This is a genomic window from Mesorhizobium sp. G2-6-1, from assembly GCF_055809095.1.
In genome coordinates, this window is record NZ_CM147896.1 from 1,720,057 (window position 1) to 1,735,394 (window position 15,338).

A 15,338-nucleotide genomic window follows, 5' to 3' on the forward strand; every position below is an offset into this window, starting at 1 on the left:
AAGCAGGAATGTTTCGCAATTCGCCCAAGACGGCCAGAAAACGGACCCATCCCGGCAGAAATTAACATTTGGAACGAGACTGGAACGAATCGGCTACGAATCGCTTACCTGACCAGATTCAGGGTTTGTTCACGGCTAGATGTGGGGCGTTCAATTTGCACCTGTACCAGATGCTGAATCGTGAAAATGATGAGAACGGGTTTTGTAGCCTCGAAGGTTAACCTTTGCTGGCCGGTGCCTGCTTCAAGCTCGGCGTGGTCACGCAGCTTATGCATAACATTATGAGATCATTAGTCTTTCTTAATTCATGTTAATAGTTGCGTGGGTTGGCACGCGTTTGCGATTAACCTTTCGATCAAAGCCAGAACGAAACGGCTACGAATCAGCGATTCGAGAGAGTTCATGATTTGTTCACCGCAACATGTGGTGTTGTGAACATGTTTTCCACTGACTATCCACAGTTTGGCGCGCCATAATTATCGGCGAATATGATGACTGTTAAGCATTCTGGCCCGGATCGGGACATGTGATGAAAAGAAGCGATCCGGATTGCCGGACCGCTTCTCACAAATTAGCACCTTGTTAGGTCCTGGCTTGCTTCAGGCGAAGTATTGGCCGCCATTCGCCGTTATGGTTGATCCGGTGATGAAACCGGCATCTTCGGACGCGAGGAAGACAACACACCGCGCAATTTCCTCCGGCTCGCCCAGGCGACCTACTGGAATTTGTGGAATGATGCGTTCATTCAAAACCTTCTCGTCGATGGCCTTGACCATTTCGGTGGCGATATAGCCCGGGCAGATGACATTGACGGTAATGCCTGCGCGCGCGCCTTCCTGGGCAAGGGCTTTGGAAAAGCCGATGTCTCCGGCCTTTGAGGCAGAATAATTGACCTGGCCTGCCTGTCCTTTTTGGCCATTGATGGAAGAAATGGTGATGACACGCCCGAATTTTCGGTCGCGCATGCCGCCCCATACCGGGTGCGTCATGTTGAAGACGCCATTGAGGTTGGTGCCGATCACCTCGTTCCATTGCTGCGGCGTCATTTTGTGGAACATGGCGTCACGGGTGATGCCGGCATTGTTGATAAGGACAGATACCGGACCGAGATCGGTCTCCACCTGCTTGATCCCGGCGGCACAGGCTTCGTAGTCGGCCACCGACCATTTGTAGACAGGAATGCCCGTCTCGGCCTTGAATTTCTGGGCGGCTTCATCGTTGCCCGCGTAATTTGCGGCAACCTTGTAGCCTGCGTTTTTCAAGCCAAGCGAGATGGCCGCGCCTATGCCGCGCGTGCCACCCGTTACGATTGCGACCTTGCTCATTCAAACTCCTCCATTTTTTAATCGAGAGACGAACCGGGCGCGGCAATTGACCGGACGAGATTCCTCCCGTCAGCCTGTTTTCTTATTGTCTTTTCACCACGCTCCGCCTGCCGCACTTTCAGTTCATCGCTTCGACACACATGGCCACGCCCATGCCGCCGCCAATACACAAGGTAGCAAGGCCCTTCTTTGAACCCCGGCGCTTCATTTCGAAGACCAGCGTATTGAAGATGCGCGCGCCGGATGCGCCAACCGGGTGGCCGATGGCAATGGCACCGCCATTGACGTTTACGATTGACGGGTCCCAGCCCATATCCTTGTTGACCGCGCAGGCCTGCGCGGCGAACGCCTCATTGGCTTCGATGAGATCGAGATCGCCAACGGACCAGCCGGCTTTTTCCAATGCCTTGCGTGAAGCCGGGATAGGGCCGGTTCCCATGATTTGCGGATCGACACCGGCAGTTGCCCAGGAAACAATGCGCACCAGCGGCGTAAGCCCGCGACGCACCGCTTCTTCTTCCGTCATCAGCACCACGGCGGCCGCGCCGTCATTGATGCCCGATGCATTGCCAGCTGTCACCGTGCCTTCCTTGTCGAAGGCGGGCCTCAGCTTTGTCATGCTGTCAATGGTGGCACCGTGACGGATATATTCGTCCTGATCGACAATGGTGTCACCCTTGCGGCCCTTGACCGTGAAAGGAACGATTTCGTCCGTGAACTTGCCGGCCTTTTGTGCAGCTTCGGCCTTGTTTTGCGATGCGACCGCGAATTTGTCCTGATCTTCGCGGGTCAATTGCCACTGGCGGGCGACATTTTCGGCCGTGTTGCCCATGTGATAGCCATAAAATGCATCGGTCAGGCCATCCTTGATCATCGTGTCGATCAGCTTGAAATCTCCCATTTTGACGCCACCGCGCAAATGCTGGGCATGGGGTGCCATCGACATCGATTCCTGACCACCGGCAACAATGATCTTGGCGTCGCCCTGCGCGATCTGCTGCATGCCGATTGCAATTGTCCTGAGCCCGGAGCCACAAAGCTGGTTCAGACCCCAGGCGGTAGCCTCTTGCGGGATGCCGGCTGCCATGGCCGCCTGACGCGCCGGGTTCTGCCCCTGAGCAGCGGTCAGGATCTGGCCGAGAATGACTTCATCGACCTCGTTAGCCTCGACGCCTGCGCGGCTTAGTACTTCCTTGATTGCCGTTGCCCCAAGTTCATGAGCGGGCGTATTGGCAAATGCCCCGTTGAATGATCCGACGGCTGTGCGTGCGGCACTGGCGACGACGATGGTATTGGACATATTTTTCTCCAGACTTCGAGAGCGGGTTCTGAGATCGTTGATGACTTTTCTTGCCCTTTCCCGGTCTCGAGTCAAACCGGAAATGGATCGCCGCCTTTTCGTCGCGGTGTCGGTAAATTTATGCTGCGCAGCATTTTTGCAGCATGGAAACGACCGTGTTGGCTCCCGCACTGCACAAATCGCTTGGAATCATGACAGTTTTGCGCATATCCTTGGAAAACGATGCGCGAGCGTTGCCGGCTGGTTATCCAGCACGCCGGAATATGCGGGAGGATGCTTATGGCCGCAAAAGACAAGCCGGTGGTGATCAAGAAATACGCCAACCGACGGCTCTACAACACAGGTACGAGCACATATGTGACGCTCGAAGACCTCGCGGAGATGGTCAAGAGGGCGAAGAGTTCACCGTTCAGGATGCCAAATCCGGCGAGGATATCACCCATCCCGTCCTGACCCAGATCATTTTCGAACTGGAAAACAAGGATGGGCAAAATATGTTGCCCATATCATTCCTTCGCCAACTGATCGCGTTTTACGGCGACCAGATGCAGACGATCGTGCCAAGCTTTCTGGAGCAATCCATGGCTGCCTTTTCCAAGGAACAGGAACGGTTCAGGGAGCAGATGAAGGGTACGCTCGGTAAAACGCCGATGGATATGATGAAAATGCCACCGCCGATGAAGGCGCTGGAAGACCAGACCCGGCGCAATATGGAAATGTTCCAGAACGCCATGCGGTTGTTCACGCCGTTTCCGCAAGAAGGGCCAACATCCGCTGAGCAGCCCGCGGAGCAATCGGCTGCGGAGGCGCCTGACGATCTTCGCGAATTGAAGGACCAGATTGCTGCCATGCAGCAAAAACTCGACAAGATGTCCTGAGGCTGACCTTAAATTCAGTGAAACAGCATGACCGGCACCGGGCAACTGCGGATCATCTCGGCTGTCGTTGAGCCGATGACAAGATTGCGGATGTGCGAGTGCCCGTAAGCGCCCATGACCAACAGATTGATATGCTCGCTCTCGACGGTCTGGGCTATGACAGTGCTTGCCTGACCTGAGCGAATGTCGGCTTTGACGGACAAACCGCCAGCCGTGAGTATAGCTTCCGCCGCTTTAATGCGCTCCTGGGCGGCTGGCGTGTCCGATCCAACCATCAAGAGCTGGCAGGACAGGCCCTTGAATAGCTGATTTTGTGCGACGTGGTTGACCGCTTTCATGCTGCTTACGCCACCATCGAAGGCGATCAGAAAATTCTCGATCGGCTTCAGCGCGCGTGATGCGACGAAGATCGGCCTATGGCTCGAACGCGCTATGCGCTCCAGATTGGAGCCAAGATGGCCCTTGGCAAAGTCAGCGCCTTCACCGCGCTTGCCGATCACCACCAGATCGGCGTCAATGTCGATATCGGTAATCGTTTCGACAAGATCGCCATTTCGCAATTTGACAGTAACATCGGAAATGCCTGAACTCTCGATTGCCGCTTTCGCGTCTTCGAGAATTGCACGTCCGCGCTTTTGCGCAAGTTTGGCGCGCTGTTCATCAAGCGCGCTCAACTCGGCCAGAAGCGTGGTGCGTGCGCCAAGCGCTATGCTGCCGCTGAGATCGACCGGTGCACTGCTGCCGGTCTCGCGGCGTCCGAGCACGTGGTAAATCTCGACCGACAAGCCGGTTCGCCTGGCGATCCAGGCTGCGTGGTCGCAGACGCTGCGTGAATAAATGGAGCCGTCTACCAGCGCGATCAGTTTTGACATAGTCCTCCCCCTCTGGAAGCGGGTTCGATTTCAGTTCAGGCGGCCAAGCGCTACGGTCGATTAATGCCCGATCAGGCTTTCGAGTGCGCCGGGCTTGTCGTGAAGGGCCAGCCTGTCGACGATTGTTTCGCTCGCTTCGTTCAACCCTATGATATCTACAACTGCGCCTTCGCGGCGGAATTTGAGCACAATCATGTCGAGCGCGGCAACGCTGGAAATATCCCAGATATGCGCGCGACTGACATCAATCGTAACTGTTTCCAACGCTTCCTTGAAATCGAAGGCAGCGGTGAAATCGTCGGCAGAGGCGAAAAAGACTTGACCTTCGACAATGTAGGTTCGGCTTGTTCCATCGCCCGACAAGATTGAGGTAACACGGAATATCTGCGCGATTTTCCAGGCAAAGAAGATGCCGGACAGGAGAACGCCGGCGATAACGCCGATGGCCAGATTATGCGTGAGTACGACACTGACAACGGTTGCCAGCATGACGGCTGACGAACTGCGGGGTGGTGCCTGAGGTTCTTGATTGACGACCATGAGAATGTTCCGATCGACACCATGATCATGATGGCGACGAGCGCGGCCATGGGTATCTGTTTCACCCAATCGCCGAGAACGACGATCATGAACAGCAGGAAAACACCTGCGCAGAAAGTGGAGAGACGGCCCCTGCCGCCAGACTTCACATTGATCATCGACTGACCGATCATGGCGCAGCCTGCCATGCCACCAATGAAACCGGTCGCCGTATTGGCAATGCCCTGCCCGATGCACTCCTGGCTCTTGTCGCTTGGTGTGTCGGTCAGATCGTCGATGATTGACGCAGTCATCAGCGATTCAAGCAGCCCGACGGCTGCAACGGCTGCCGAATAGGGCAAAATGATCATGAAGGTTTCAAAAGTCAGCGGGATCTGAGGGATCAGGAAGATGGGCAGGGTCGAAGGTAGTTCGCCCATGTCGCCAACGGTTCTGACGTCGAAGCCGAAATATATCGCGGCGGATGTCAAAACGAGGATGCAAATGAGTGGCGAAGGAATGGCCTTCGTTGCCAATGGCAACAGGTAGATGATGGCAAGTCCGGCTGCGACCATGACATAGGTGAGCCACGGCACGCCGATGAGTTCGGGCAATTGAGCCATGAAGATGAGAATGGCCAGCGCATTGACGAAGCCGGTCATCACCGAGCGCGATACGAAGCGCATGACATAGCCCAGCCGAAGCAGGCCGGCACCGATCTGGATGAGGCCGGCAAGGACAGTTGCAGCCAGCAGATATTGAAGCCCGTGGTCCTTGACCAGCGTTACCATCAAGACAGCCGTGGCTGCGGTTGCCGCCGAAATCATGCCGGGCCGCCCACCGGTGATTGCCACAACCACGGCAATCGAAAAGGAGGCATAGAGGCCAATCTTGGGATCGACGCCCGCGATGATGGAAAACGCGATGGCTTCCGGGATCAGGGCAAGGGCGACGACCAAACCAGCGAGAACATCGCCACGAATGTTGCCGAACCACTGGGCGCGGTAGGCATTTAGTGAAAGCATGTAGAATCCGTTTGAAAAGCAATGGCCGCCTCTTTGGGCGGCCTCGTCAAGAATATCGTTGGCGGCTGCGAATGCCCGACGCCCGTGGAGACGATGCAATGCTCGCCGGGGTCGATCAAAGACACTCTATAGGGTGAGTTTATGGCGCATTGCAACAGAAGCCTTTGTTTCGCTGCCATTTCCTTGCGCCCAGCCATTTTCCGGGTGAGAGCCTTGCGGTTTAGGGCGTGCGGCGTGTCTAACCAGTGAAAACGTTCTTGTATTTTTCTCGCAGTGCCGCCTTTTGCACTTTGCCCATGGCATTGCGCGGCAGTTCGTCGATGACAAAGAGGCGGCGGGGTTGTTTGAACCGTGCAAGTCTTTCAGAGATCGCGCCAATCAGCTCGGCCTCATCGATTTTCGCGCCCGCAGCCGGAACGACGAGGCCGACGATGCCTTCACCAAGATCGGCATGCGGCACGCCGATGACGGCAGATTCAACAATGCCCGGCTGTTCGTCCAGTAGCAGTTCGACTTCCTTGGGATAGATGTTGTAGCCGCCGGAAATGATGAGATCCTTGGCGCGTCCGACAATGGAAATATATCCCTCGCCATCGACGGTAGCGAGATCGCCGGATATGAAATAGCCATCGGCGCGGAATTCCTGCGCTGTTTTTTCCGGCATTTTCCAATAGCCTTTGAAGACATTGCGGCCTTTGACCTCGATGACGCCAACCGTGCCTGGCGCTACCGGGGTTGCGGTATCGGGATCGCAAATGCGAATGCTTACCCCTTTCAGCGGTTGGCCGACCGTGCCGGCGCGGCGTTCTCCATCATAGGGGTTTGACGTGTTCATATTGGTTTCGGTCATACCATAGCGTTCGAGTATGCGGTGGCCGCAGCGTTCCTCGAAATCGCGATGTGTGTCGGCCAACAATGGTGCGCTGCCGGACACAAACAGACGCATATGCGCGGCCAGTGCGTGCTGAAAACGCGGATCGGCAAGCAGGCGGGTGTAGAAGGTCGGTACGCCCATCATGGTGGTGGCGCGGGGCATATTGGCAATGAGATCGTCGACATTGAAACCGGGCAGATAGATCATGGCAGCGCCGCAAAGAAGGATGGTGTTGGACGCTACGAACAAGCCATGCGTGTGAAAGATCGGCAGCGCATGCAAAAGCACGTCTGTTGCGGTGAAGCGCCAGGCTTCGACCAATGTCTCGGCGTTGGAAAGGAGATTGTCATGCGTGAGCATGGCCCCTTGGAGCGCCCTGTCGTACCGGACGTGTAGAGGAAGGCGGCAAGATCGTCGGGCGCGCGCTCGGCGGGCGCGGATATTTCCGGGTGGTTTGCCGCTCGGGCAGAAAGACTGCCTGAACCGTCGGCATTCAAGGTGAGCAGGCTGGTGCCGGTCTTCGCAGTAACGGACTCAAGTGCTGCTTTATTGGCGTCATCGCAGATCAGCAGCTTTGCTTCGGCATCGTTGATGAAGTATTCGACCTCGGCTGGCGTATAGGCGGTGTTGAGCGGCAGGAAGACCGCACCGGTTTTGACGCATGCGGTATAAACCGCCAGCGCTTCGACCGACTTTTTAGCCTGCAATGCAACACGGTCTCCAGCCGTTATGCCGCAACTCGAAAGAGCATTTGCGAAACGGGCTGCCATACGCAGGAAATCCTCATAGCTGACTTCGCTGCCATCCTTGAGAATGAGGAAAGGTCTTGCGCTGTGCTCATGGGGCAGGAAAAGCGCGTCGTAGAGGGTGTTCGGCATTGGCAGGTGCCCGGTATGCTGTTGCTGCTGGAATTGCGAATTGGGGTATTTTGCAGGAATAGGCACAAGCGTAAACATCGCTGCGCTGATTTATATGAACCTCTGCGGGAAAGCGGGGTTACGTTTGTGTGCTGGCGCGATAAACTTCGCCAGCGATTGTTACCAAGACATTCTTTGTGCGCTCAATCGGGCGTGACAAAGCTGCCGCATTTTAGAATGGTTTTTCATGGCATCACAGGCTCCACTCCCGATATTCGACGGCCACAATGACACGCTTCTCAAACTCTATCATTCTGGCGAGTTGGATAAGGAAAGCCTGTTTGTCGAAGGAGCCCCGCCAAACTGGCATATAGATTTGCCGCGCGCCAAACGCGGCGGCTTTGCCGGGGGAATGTTTGCCATCTTTCCGCCGCCGGTTGAAAGAAACAGGCAAAAGGCGTCGCCGTCGGCATTGGGCGATGAGGAGCCAAGATCGCCGGAACTTGGCCGGTCCGAGGCGCTCGCTTCGACCATCGGCATGGCGTCGATCCTGTTTCGGCTGGAGCGGGCCGGGGCGCTTGATATATGCCGCAGCGCCAATGATATACGTGGCGCGATGAAGCGCGATGTCCTTGCCGCCGTCTTTCATATCGAGGGTGCGGAAGCCATCGATCCAGACCTTGCGATGCTGGATGTTCTCCACGCCGCCGGTTTGCGTTCGCTTGGCATCGTCTGGAGCCGTCCCAATGCCTTCGGGCACGGCGTGCCGTTTTTATTCCCCTCCTCACCCGATACGGGCCCCGGCTTGAGCGATGCCGGCAAGGCATTGGTCAAAGCCTGCAACGAGCTGAAGATCATGATCGACCTGTCGCATCTCAATGAAAAAGGTTTTCGCGATGTTGCGGCACTCAGCGATGCGCCGCTGGTGGCGACACATTCCAATGCCCACTCCGTATGCCCGCATGCGCGCAATCTGACCGACTGGCAATTAGGGGCGATCCGCGAAACGGGCGGCATGGTTGGCCTGAATTTCGCGACGGGTTTCCTGCGCGAAGACGGAAGGATGAACGCCAATACCGGGCTTGATGTGATGGTTCGCCATGTTGATGAGCTGCTGGAGGCTCTCGGCGAGGATGGTGTCGGGTTGGGTTCGGATTTCGATGGTGCAATCGTTCCTTCGGTGATTGGCGATGTGGCTGGCCTGCCCCGACTGATCGAGGCATTTGACGCACATGGCTACGGGCGCGAATTGATAGAGAAGATTGCCTGGAAGAACTGGGTCTCGATGCTTGAACGAACGATCGGATAGAACGGATCACTCACGAAATGCCATGCGCTGTAGCCATTCCTCTCCGATACCACGGTCGCGGATGATCGGCAGCGGGTCGGCGGCGTCGAGCCTTGCGCATATGCGGTAGACTTCCAGCGTTTCGGCGTTCATCTCGCCGCGCTTGTGGAAATACATTGCCGCCGCATAGCGCGTTCGACCGGACCACGGTTCGCCAAGGGCCGTGTTGACCAGCGCCCATTGCTCCGCAATTTCCGGATCGCTTTCACCGGCCATTGTCAAAAGTCCGCTGGCGGGGTGGCGGTGCGCCGGTCCAATTTGATGAAGGGCCGCGCCACGACCTTGGCGCGTTTCATCAGTTTTTGATATTGCAGTTCGCGCAAGGCGTAAATCTCGACCCACAGATCATCAACAAGCGTATCGCCAAAGGGACGCGCCATTGATGCAATGGCGATGTTGCGCTTTGCCATTGGCGACCACATTGCCGCACTGACCAGCCCGACTTCACGGTGCTTCTTGTGGTAGACGATTGCGTGTTCGGCCGGGATATTGCCCTCGATTTCAAGCCCAACCAATATGTGACGCAAGGTTTTGCTTTCGCGCGCCTCAATGATGGCGCGCCGTCCATTGAAGTGAGGTTTTTCAGGATCGATCATGAAACCCAGCCCGATCTCGTCGGGCATACGCAAACGGTTGGCGCGCAGCGCATGTTCGGCGGCGATGAAATCCGCGTTGGCGACGATGAGACCGGCTTCCAGCCGCGCGCGGTCGAGCGCCGCATAGCCGATGGCGCGGATACCGCGCAATTGGCCTGCCGTTATCAATCGATCCCATAGGCTGAGCGCGTGCTTGCGCCCGACGAACAATTCGTAGCCGAGATCGCCGGTAAAGCCGGTGCGCGAGACGGTCACTTTGCCGCCTTCGTGTTCGAATTCAGCGAGATCGAATATCTTCAGCTTGTCGATACCGGCAAACCCGGCCTCGCGTAGTACGGCGCATGATGTCGGGCCTTGCAACGCCAGCGCCGCCACTTCTTCCGTTTCTTCCTCAACCATGACATCGAAGCCGATTGCGCTGTCGAGCAGCCAAGGCAGGTGGCGCTCCTGCGAACACAGCCGGAAGCGTGTGGCCGAGAGGCGAAACAGGGTGCCGTCGTCGAGTACAAACCCCTGATCGTCGCACCACGCGGTGTAGTGAACGCGCCCCGTGTTCAATTTTCTCACGTCGCGCAAGGTAACGCGGTTGAGGAATGCCTCGGCCTCTGGTCCCTCGATCCGGTATTTCGTCATCGGTGAAATGTCGAACAGGGCCGACTGGCTGCGAATGGCAAAATATTCCAGCTCTTCATCCCACAATGAATGCGGTGCCCGGTAACCAGCCCAGGAATACCAATCACTGGTTCTGGCTAATGCATCCAGGCGTGGTTGAAACGGTGTTTCCAGTCGCCATGTGCGAAAATGCGCTTGCGCCCCAATGCGAGCCGTGGCGGATGAGTTGTTGGCATTGTTGGGGCTCATCTCAGGACCTCATTGCCACTATCCGGCGTGCCGCATTCAACCCCGGCACACCCGAAACGCCGCCACCGGGATGCGAGCCCGCGCCGGCCAGAAAGAGCCTGTCGATTGGTGTGTCGTAGCCTGCGCAACCCGATATGGGGCGCGACATCAACATCTGGTCGGCTTGCAGTTCACCATGATGCCAATGACCGCCGGGCATTCGATAGCGCGCCTCGATGTCTGCGGGCGTCAAAAGCTCGGCATGGCGCATGCTCTTTCCAATGCCAGGCGCATAAGCTTCAAGTTGCGTCATGATTGCCTTGAGGAACGCCGGTTTGCCTTTGTCCCATCCTTGCTTCAACGCATAAGGAGCATATTGGATGATCGCTGACAGGACGCAGGCACCATCAGGTGCAAGCGTGGGGTCGGACAGTGAGGGCAGGGTTATTTCCATCACCGGTTCGGGAGAAAATGCGCCATATTTCGCAGGATTGAAGGCACGTTCCACATGATCCGGCGAAGGTGCGATGACGAGACGTCCTTTCAGACCAGCGGCATCGACACTGGTAAATTCGGGCGGTCTGTCAAGGGCGAGATGCAGTTTGGCGGCGTCGCCCTTCATGCGGATATTGGTCAGCTTGCGCACGAAACCGGTGTCGATTTCGCGTGCGCCGACGAGATCGAGGAAGGTTGTCGCCGGGTTGATTGCTGAGACGATCGTTCCCGCGCGAAATTCTTCGCCATTATCGAGAACAATTCCGGTGGCACGCCCGTTCTCGACCAGAATTTTGGTGACCGAGGTGGATGTGCGGATGACGACGCCAGCATTTTCCGCTGCCCTGCCGATGGCCGCAATGACCGCGCCCATGCCGCCTTGCGGCAATAGCTGTGCGCCGCATTCGCCTCCCGTTTCACCGGCAAGGCGATAATAAAGCCCGAGCAAGGAGGTCGGTGAACGCGGGCCGAGATGTGAACCTAGCACCGCATCGAACGCCAGCAGGCCTTTGAGCCTGTCGTCTTCCAATTGCTCATCCAAAAGGTCCGCGACATTCATCAGCAACACGCGCAGAAAATCGCGCATGTCTTCCTTGCCCAATCGCTTCAGTGCCAAAGCTGTTTTGCCCAGTGCCGCGGTTTCGCCAAGCGACATGCCACCGAGATCAGGCGGGCGGCGTGCGAGAAGCGGCTTCAATATGCCTGCGTAACGCAACAATTGAGCGCGCAGGTCGCGCCATGCTGCCTGTTCAGACGCGCTTGCACCAACAAGGGTGTCACCATAGGCACCGTTCAATACAAGCGGTTCGCCCTGCATCGAAAGCGCGACCGATGAGGCAAATGTGGCCAACGTCACATCCAGCCCATGCTTGTGAAGTTCAAGGCTTGCCACGACTTCGGGATGCAGGCGGTTCAGCACATGGGCGATGGATGAGACACGAAAACCCGGCGCGAATGTTTCTGTGCGGGCCGCACCGCCAATGGTATCGGCGGCTTCGAGAACGAGCACCTTTCGCCCGCTTTTGGCCAGCGTGGCGGCTGCGACAAGGCCATTGTGGCCAGCGCCTATGACTATTGTATCAAATGATGTCATGGGCCGGGCTCATATGCTGGTTCGGCTTTGCAAGATCTCGCAGGATTTCGGCTGCGGCATTGCGGCCGGGAGCGCCCATCACGCCGCCGCCCGGATGGGTTGAGGAGCCGCATATATAAAGCCCGCCGACCGGCGAGCGATATTGCGCGTAGCCGGGAACGGGGCGATTGAACAGAAGTTGGTCGAAGGTCAATTCGCCCTGGAAGATGTTGCCTTCGGTCAACCCCACTTCAGCCTCGATTTCGCGTGGCGTGCGAACCTCCATGTGGACGATGCGATCCCGAAATCCTGGTGAATAGTCCGCGATCTGCGAGACAACCGATTGCGCGAAACCGTCACGGTCAGCATCTGTCCATTCGCGCCCGGCAATCCTGGGCGGGGCATATTGCACAAAGCAACTCATGAAGTGCTTGCCGGGGGTGCCATCGTCGGGTCGGCCGTCGTCGGGATCATCATGTCGAGAAATGGATCGACGGACCAGTGGCCTGCCTTCCAGTCGTCATAGGCGCGTTCCATGCGCTCCATCGAGTCGGTGAAATGCAAATCGCCACGGTAGCATGGCGAATCCTTCGGCAGCGCGGGGAATTCGGGCAGTGAATCCAGCGCAATGTTGACTTTGCCGGATGAGCCGCGAATCTTGAAATTCTTCACCCGCCTGAGGAATATGTCGGGCAGTTCCTTTTCCTCGACCAGTTTCAGGAAAGTCCGCTTCACATCGGCATTGGAGATGACCAGCTTGCCCTGAATTTCGTCGCCGCCTGCAAGCACGACGCCTTTCGCCTTGCCATTCCGAATCAGGACGTGATCGACCTCTGCGCCGGTGCGGATCACACCGCCCGACGCTTGAAAGGAGGCGGCGAGCGCCTTGGTGACAGAGCCCATGCCGCCACGCGCATAGCCCCATGCACCGACCGACCCGTCAACTTCGCCCATATAATGATGGAGCAGAACATAGGCGGTGCCCGGCGACATGGGACCGAGCGCCGTACCGATGATGCCGGAAATGGCGAAGTTCGCCTTGATGACGTCGGTCTCGAAATATTCGTCGAGAAAATCGGAAATCGACATTGTCCAGAAACGCAGGGTCAGTGCCATTTCCTCAGACGTGAGGCCGCCAAACTTCTTTCCCAGATAAAGCAATTCACCAAGGTCGCGCGGGCGCAGACTGGTTGGGTCCGGGGCTGTTCGCATCAATAGCGGCTGGATGAAACGGCACTGGCGCGTCACGTCGCGCGCGTAGCGGTCATAGGCTTCGGCATCGCGTTTCGAAAAACGTGCGAATTCGCGCCGGTGCGCATCGTGATCGCGGTAATTTGCAAGATAGTCGCCGTCTCGCGTCAATACGGCACCTCCTTCATAGGAGATCACTTGCAGCCCGAAACGAGGCAATTCGAGATCGCGCATGATCTCGGGCCGGAACAGGGAGCAGACATAAGAACAATTGGAATAGAGGAAGCCGGGCGTCAGTTCGCGACTGGTGGCGGCGCCGCCGACCCAATCGTTCTTTTCGACGACCAGAACATCAAGGCCCGCCCGCTGCAAATAGCAGGCGTTGACCAGTCCGTTGTGGCCGCCGCCAATGACGATTGCATCCCATGTCTTCATCGTGGCCACGTCTTCATCATTTCTGTGGGACCCGCCTGCTGTCGGCGGGAATTTCGCATGACAAATATCTTTTTGTCCAGTCATTTTGAATGAATGTTCAACAAATGAAGTTGCGTTTTTCTGTTTATGCGCTAGGCTTTCCGCAAGTTTGGTTTTGGAAATTGATGATCCTATGGGCGACGCTGCCGAGGCAGAACCGGAATATGACGACACCGCAATTCGCTTCCTCGAAGCACTTTGGGGTGAAGGTTATCTGTCGCCCGGCGGCCCCGATGAGGTTGACCGGATCGTCGACGCCATTCCCCTAAAAGGGCTGTCCGTTCTCGATGTCGGGTGCGGCGTTGGCGGCATCTCCATGCATTTGCTGGAAAAGCACGGTGCGGCCCATGTGACGGGTTTCGATGTCGAGCGTCCGGTTATCGACGTGGCGCAAGAGCGTGCGAGGCGGCGCGGGCTGACTGAGCGTACGAAATTCGTTCAGGCATCACCCGGGCCATTGCCATTTGAAAACGGGTCTTTCGACGTTGTTTTTTCCAAGGATGCCTTGTTGCATGTGCCAGACAAGGACGCGCTGTTTGCGCAGATATTTCGCGTGTTGAAGCCGGGCGGTGTCTTTGCGGCATCGAACTGGATGATCTCGCATGATGGAGAGCCTTCGCCAGAGATGAAGGCCTATCTGGTCGCCGAAGGTCTTTCTTTCGCCATGGCCTCGCCCGCTCGCTATGTGGAGGCCATGCGCCGTGCCGGTTTTGTCGATGTGGCGGTCAATGATCGCAACCTTTGGTATCGGGAGGCTGCGCGTCATGAACTGGAGCGGTTGAAGGGTCCGCTCTATGACATCGCCGCAGCCGCCGTTGGCCAAGCCTATGTCGATAAAAACATCAGGACATGGGAAGCCATGCAGAGAGTGCTTGACAGCGGCGAGCACCGTCCCACTCATTTGTGCGGGTGGAAACCCGGCGCACCTGGATAGCCGGCAATGTTGGAGATGACCAAGCCAATGAAGACGGCAATGGCAAACGATCAGGCGGCTCAACCCGCCACGAAAGACGGCTTTGAAAAGCGTGGAGGGCGCAAGGCCTCAAAAGAAACGCGGCGGTTGCAACTTATAGAGGCGACCATCGATTCCCTGGCCAAGCGCGGTTATTCCGACACAACGATGGCCAATGTAGCCGATGGTGCGGGGTTGTCGCGCGGTATCGTCAACTTCCATTTCGAGAGCAAGGAAAAGCTGCTCGTCGCCACGTTGCAGCATATGTACGACGAATATGCCGCGCATTGGCGCGGCGCACTCGATAAGGCTGGAGACAATCCGGCGGCCCGGCTGCGCGCCTTGGTGGCAGCCGATTTCGACCGTTCGATATGTAACAAGCGCAAGCTTGCCGCCTGGTGCTCGTTCTGGGGAGAGGCGAAGTCGCGTCCAACTTATCAGGCGCTGAGCGGTGCCCGCGACAAGGCCTATCAGGGAACGATCGTCGAACTGTGCGCGCTTCTCAAGCGCGATGCTGGCTATGACTTCAACATTGATGCCACCGCACTTGCCCTGAGCGCGTTGCTGGAAGGGCTGTGGTTGCGCCTGATGATGGGCGCGCAAGACGTCAATCGCGAGGTTGCGCTCATCTCGGCCAATGATTTCCTGTCGTCGGTCTTCCCGGACCATTACCCGCGGGAGGCGGCCAGCCGGGAGACCTCATAAACAACTAAAAACAGA

Annotated in this window: 9 protein-coding genes and 4 pseudogenes; 4 read left to right on the forward strand and 9 right to left on the reverse strand. The window is 57.1% G+C overall.

Going from position 1 to position 15,338, the window contains the following annotated elements:
- Positions 1-599 precede the first annotated feature (599 nt).
- On the reverse strand, positions 600-1,325 hold the full coding sequence (gene phbB / locus AC0L7S_RS08245; RefSeq protein ID WP_473473881.1) for an acetoacetyl-CoA reductase: 726 nt from the start codon (positions 1,323-1,325) through the stop codon (positions 600-602).
- A gap of 118 nt (positions 1,326-1,443) precedes the next feature.
- Entirely contained in the window at positions 1,444-2,625 is a 1,182-nt protein-coding gene (locus tag AC0L7S_RS08250) for an acetyl-CoA C-acetyltransferase (RefSeq protein WP_473473882.1), read from the reverse strand.
- A 279-nt stretch (positions 2,626-2,904) separates the two neighbouring features.
- On the opposite strand from AC0L7S_RS08250, the pseudogene phaR reads away from it, so the two are divergent.
- Positions 2,905-3,503, forward strand: a pseudogene (gene phaR / locus AC0L7S_RS08255) (polyhydroxyalkanoate synthesis repressor PhaR).
- 14 nt (positions 3,504-3,517) lie between these two features.
- On the opposite strand, the gene AC0L7S_RS08260 reads toward phaR, so the two are convergent.
- The 3 genes and pseudogenes from AC0L7S_RS08260 to AC0L7S_RS08270 form a co-directional block, all read right to left on the reverse strand.
- Positions 3,518-4,375: a universal stress protein gene (locus tag AC0L7S_RS08260; RefSeq protein ID WP_473473883.1), complete on the reverse strand. Its 858-nt coding sequence runs from the start codon at positions 4,373-4,375 to the stop codon at positions 3,518-3,520.
- 60 nt (positions 4,376-4,435) lie between these two features.
- Positions 4,436-5,919: pseudogene (locus tag AC0L7S_RS08265) on the reverse strand (SulP family inorganic anion transporter).
- Between the two features lie 238 nt (positions 5,920-6,157).
- A pseudogene (locus tag AC0L7S_RS08270) lies at positions 6,158-7,671 on the reverse strand (malonate--CoA ligase).
- A gap of 226 nt (positions 7,672-7,897) precedes the next feature.
- On the opposite strand from AC0L7S_RS08270, the gene AC0L7S_RS08275 reads away from it, so the two are divergent.
- Positions 7,898-8,959: a dipeptidase gene (locus AC0L7S_RS08275; RefSeq protein WP_473473884.1), complete on the forward strand. Its 1,062-nt coding sequence runs from the start codon at positions 7,898-7,900 to the stop codon at positions 8,957-8,959.
- A gap of 6 nt (positions 8,960-8,965) precedes the next feature.
- Here AC0L7S_RS08275 and AC0L7S_RS08280 read toward each other — a convergent pair whose 3' ends face one another.
- From AC0L7S_RS08280 to AC0L7S_RS08295, 4 genes and pseudogenes are all read right to left on the reverse strand, one after another.
- Positions 8,966-9,214, reverse strand: a complete 249-nt coding sequence (locus tag AC0L7S_RS08280; protein ID WP_473473885.1) for a hypothetical protein — start codon at positions 9,212-9,214, stop codon at positions 8,966-8,968.
- A 2-nt stretch (positions 9,215-9,216) separates the two neighbouring features.
- Positions 9,217-10,455 (reverse strand): aminomethyl transferase family protein, encoded by a 1,239-nt coding sequence (locus tag AC0L7S_RS08285; protein ID WP_473473886.1) that lies wholly within the window; start codon positions 10,453-10,455, stop codon positions 9,217-9,219.
- Position 10,456: 1 nt separating this feature from the next.
- A complete protein-coding gene (locus tag AC0L7S_RS08290) occupies positions 10,457-12,022 on the reverse strand; it encodes a phytoene desaturase family protein (RefSeq protein ID WP_473473887.1) in 1,566 nt (521 codons plus the stop codon).
- Positions 12,009-13,627: pseudogene (locus tag AC0L7S_RS08295) on the reverse strand (phytoene desaturase family protein). Before AC0L7S_RS08295 ends, AC0L7S_RS08290 begins: the two are co-directional and overlap by 14 nt.
- 172 nt (positions 13,628-13,799) lie before the next feature.
- On the opposite strand from AC0L7S_RS08295, the gene AC0L7S_RS08300 reads away from it, so the two are divergent.
- Together AC0L7S_RS08300 and betI are read left to right on the forward strand one after the other, a co-directional pair.
- Positions 13,800-14,600, forward strand: a complete 801-nt coding sequence (locus tag AC0L7S_RS08300) for a methyltransferase domain-containing protein (protein WP_473473888.1) — start codon at positions 13,800-13,802, stop codon at positions 14,598-14,600.
- Positions 14,601-14,606: 6 nt separating this feature from the next.
- Positions 14,607-15,323 carry a transcriptional regulator BetI gene (gene betI, locus AC0L7S_RS08305; RefSeq protein WP_473473889.1) on the forward strand — a complete coding sequence of 239 codons (717 nt, stop codon included), beginning with the start codon at positions 14,607-14,609 and terminating at the stop codon, positions 15,321-15,323.
- Positions 15,324-15,338 lie beyond the last annotated feature (15 nt).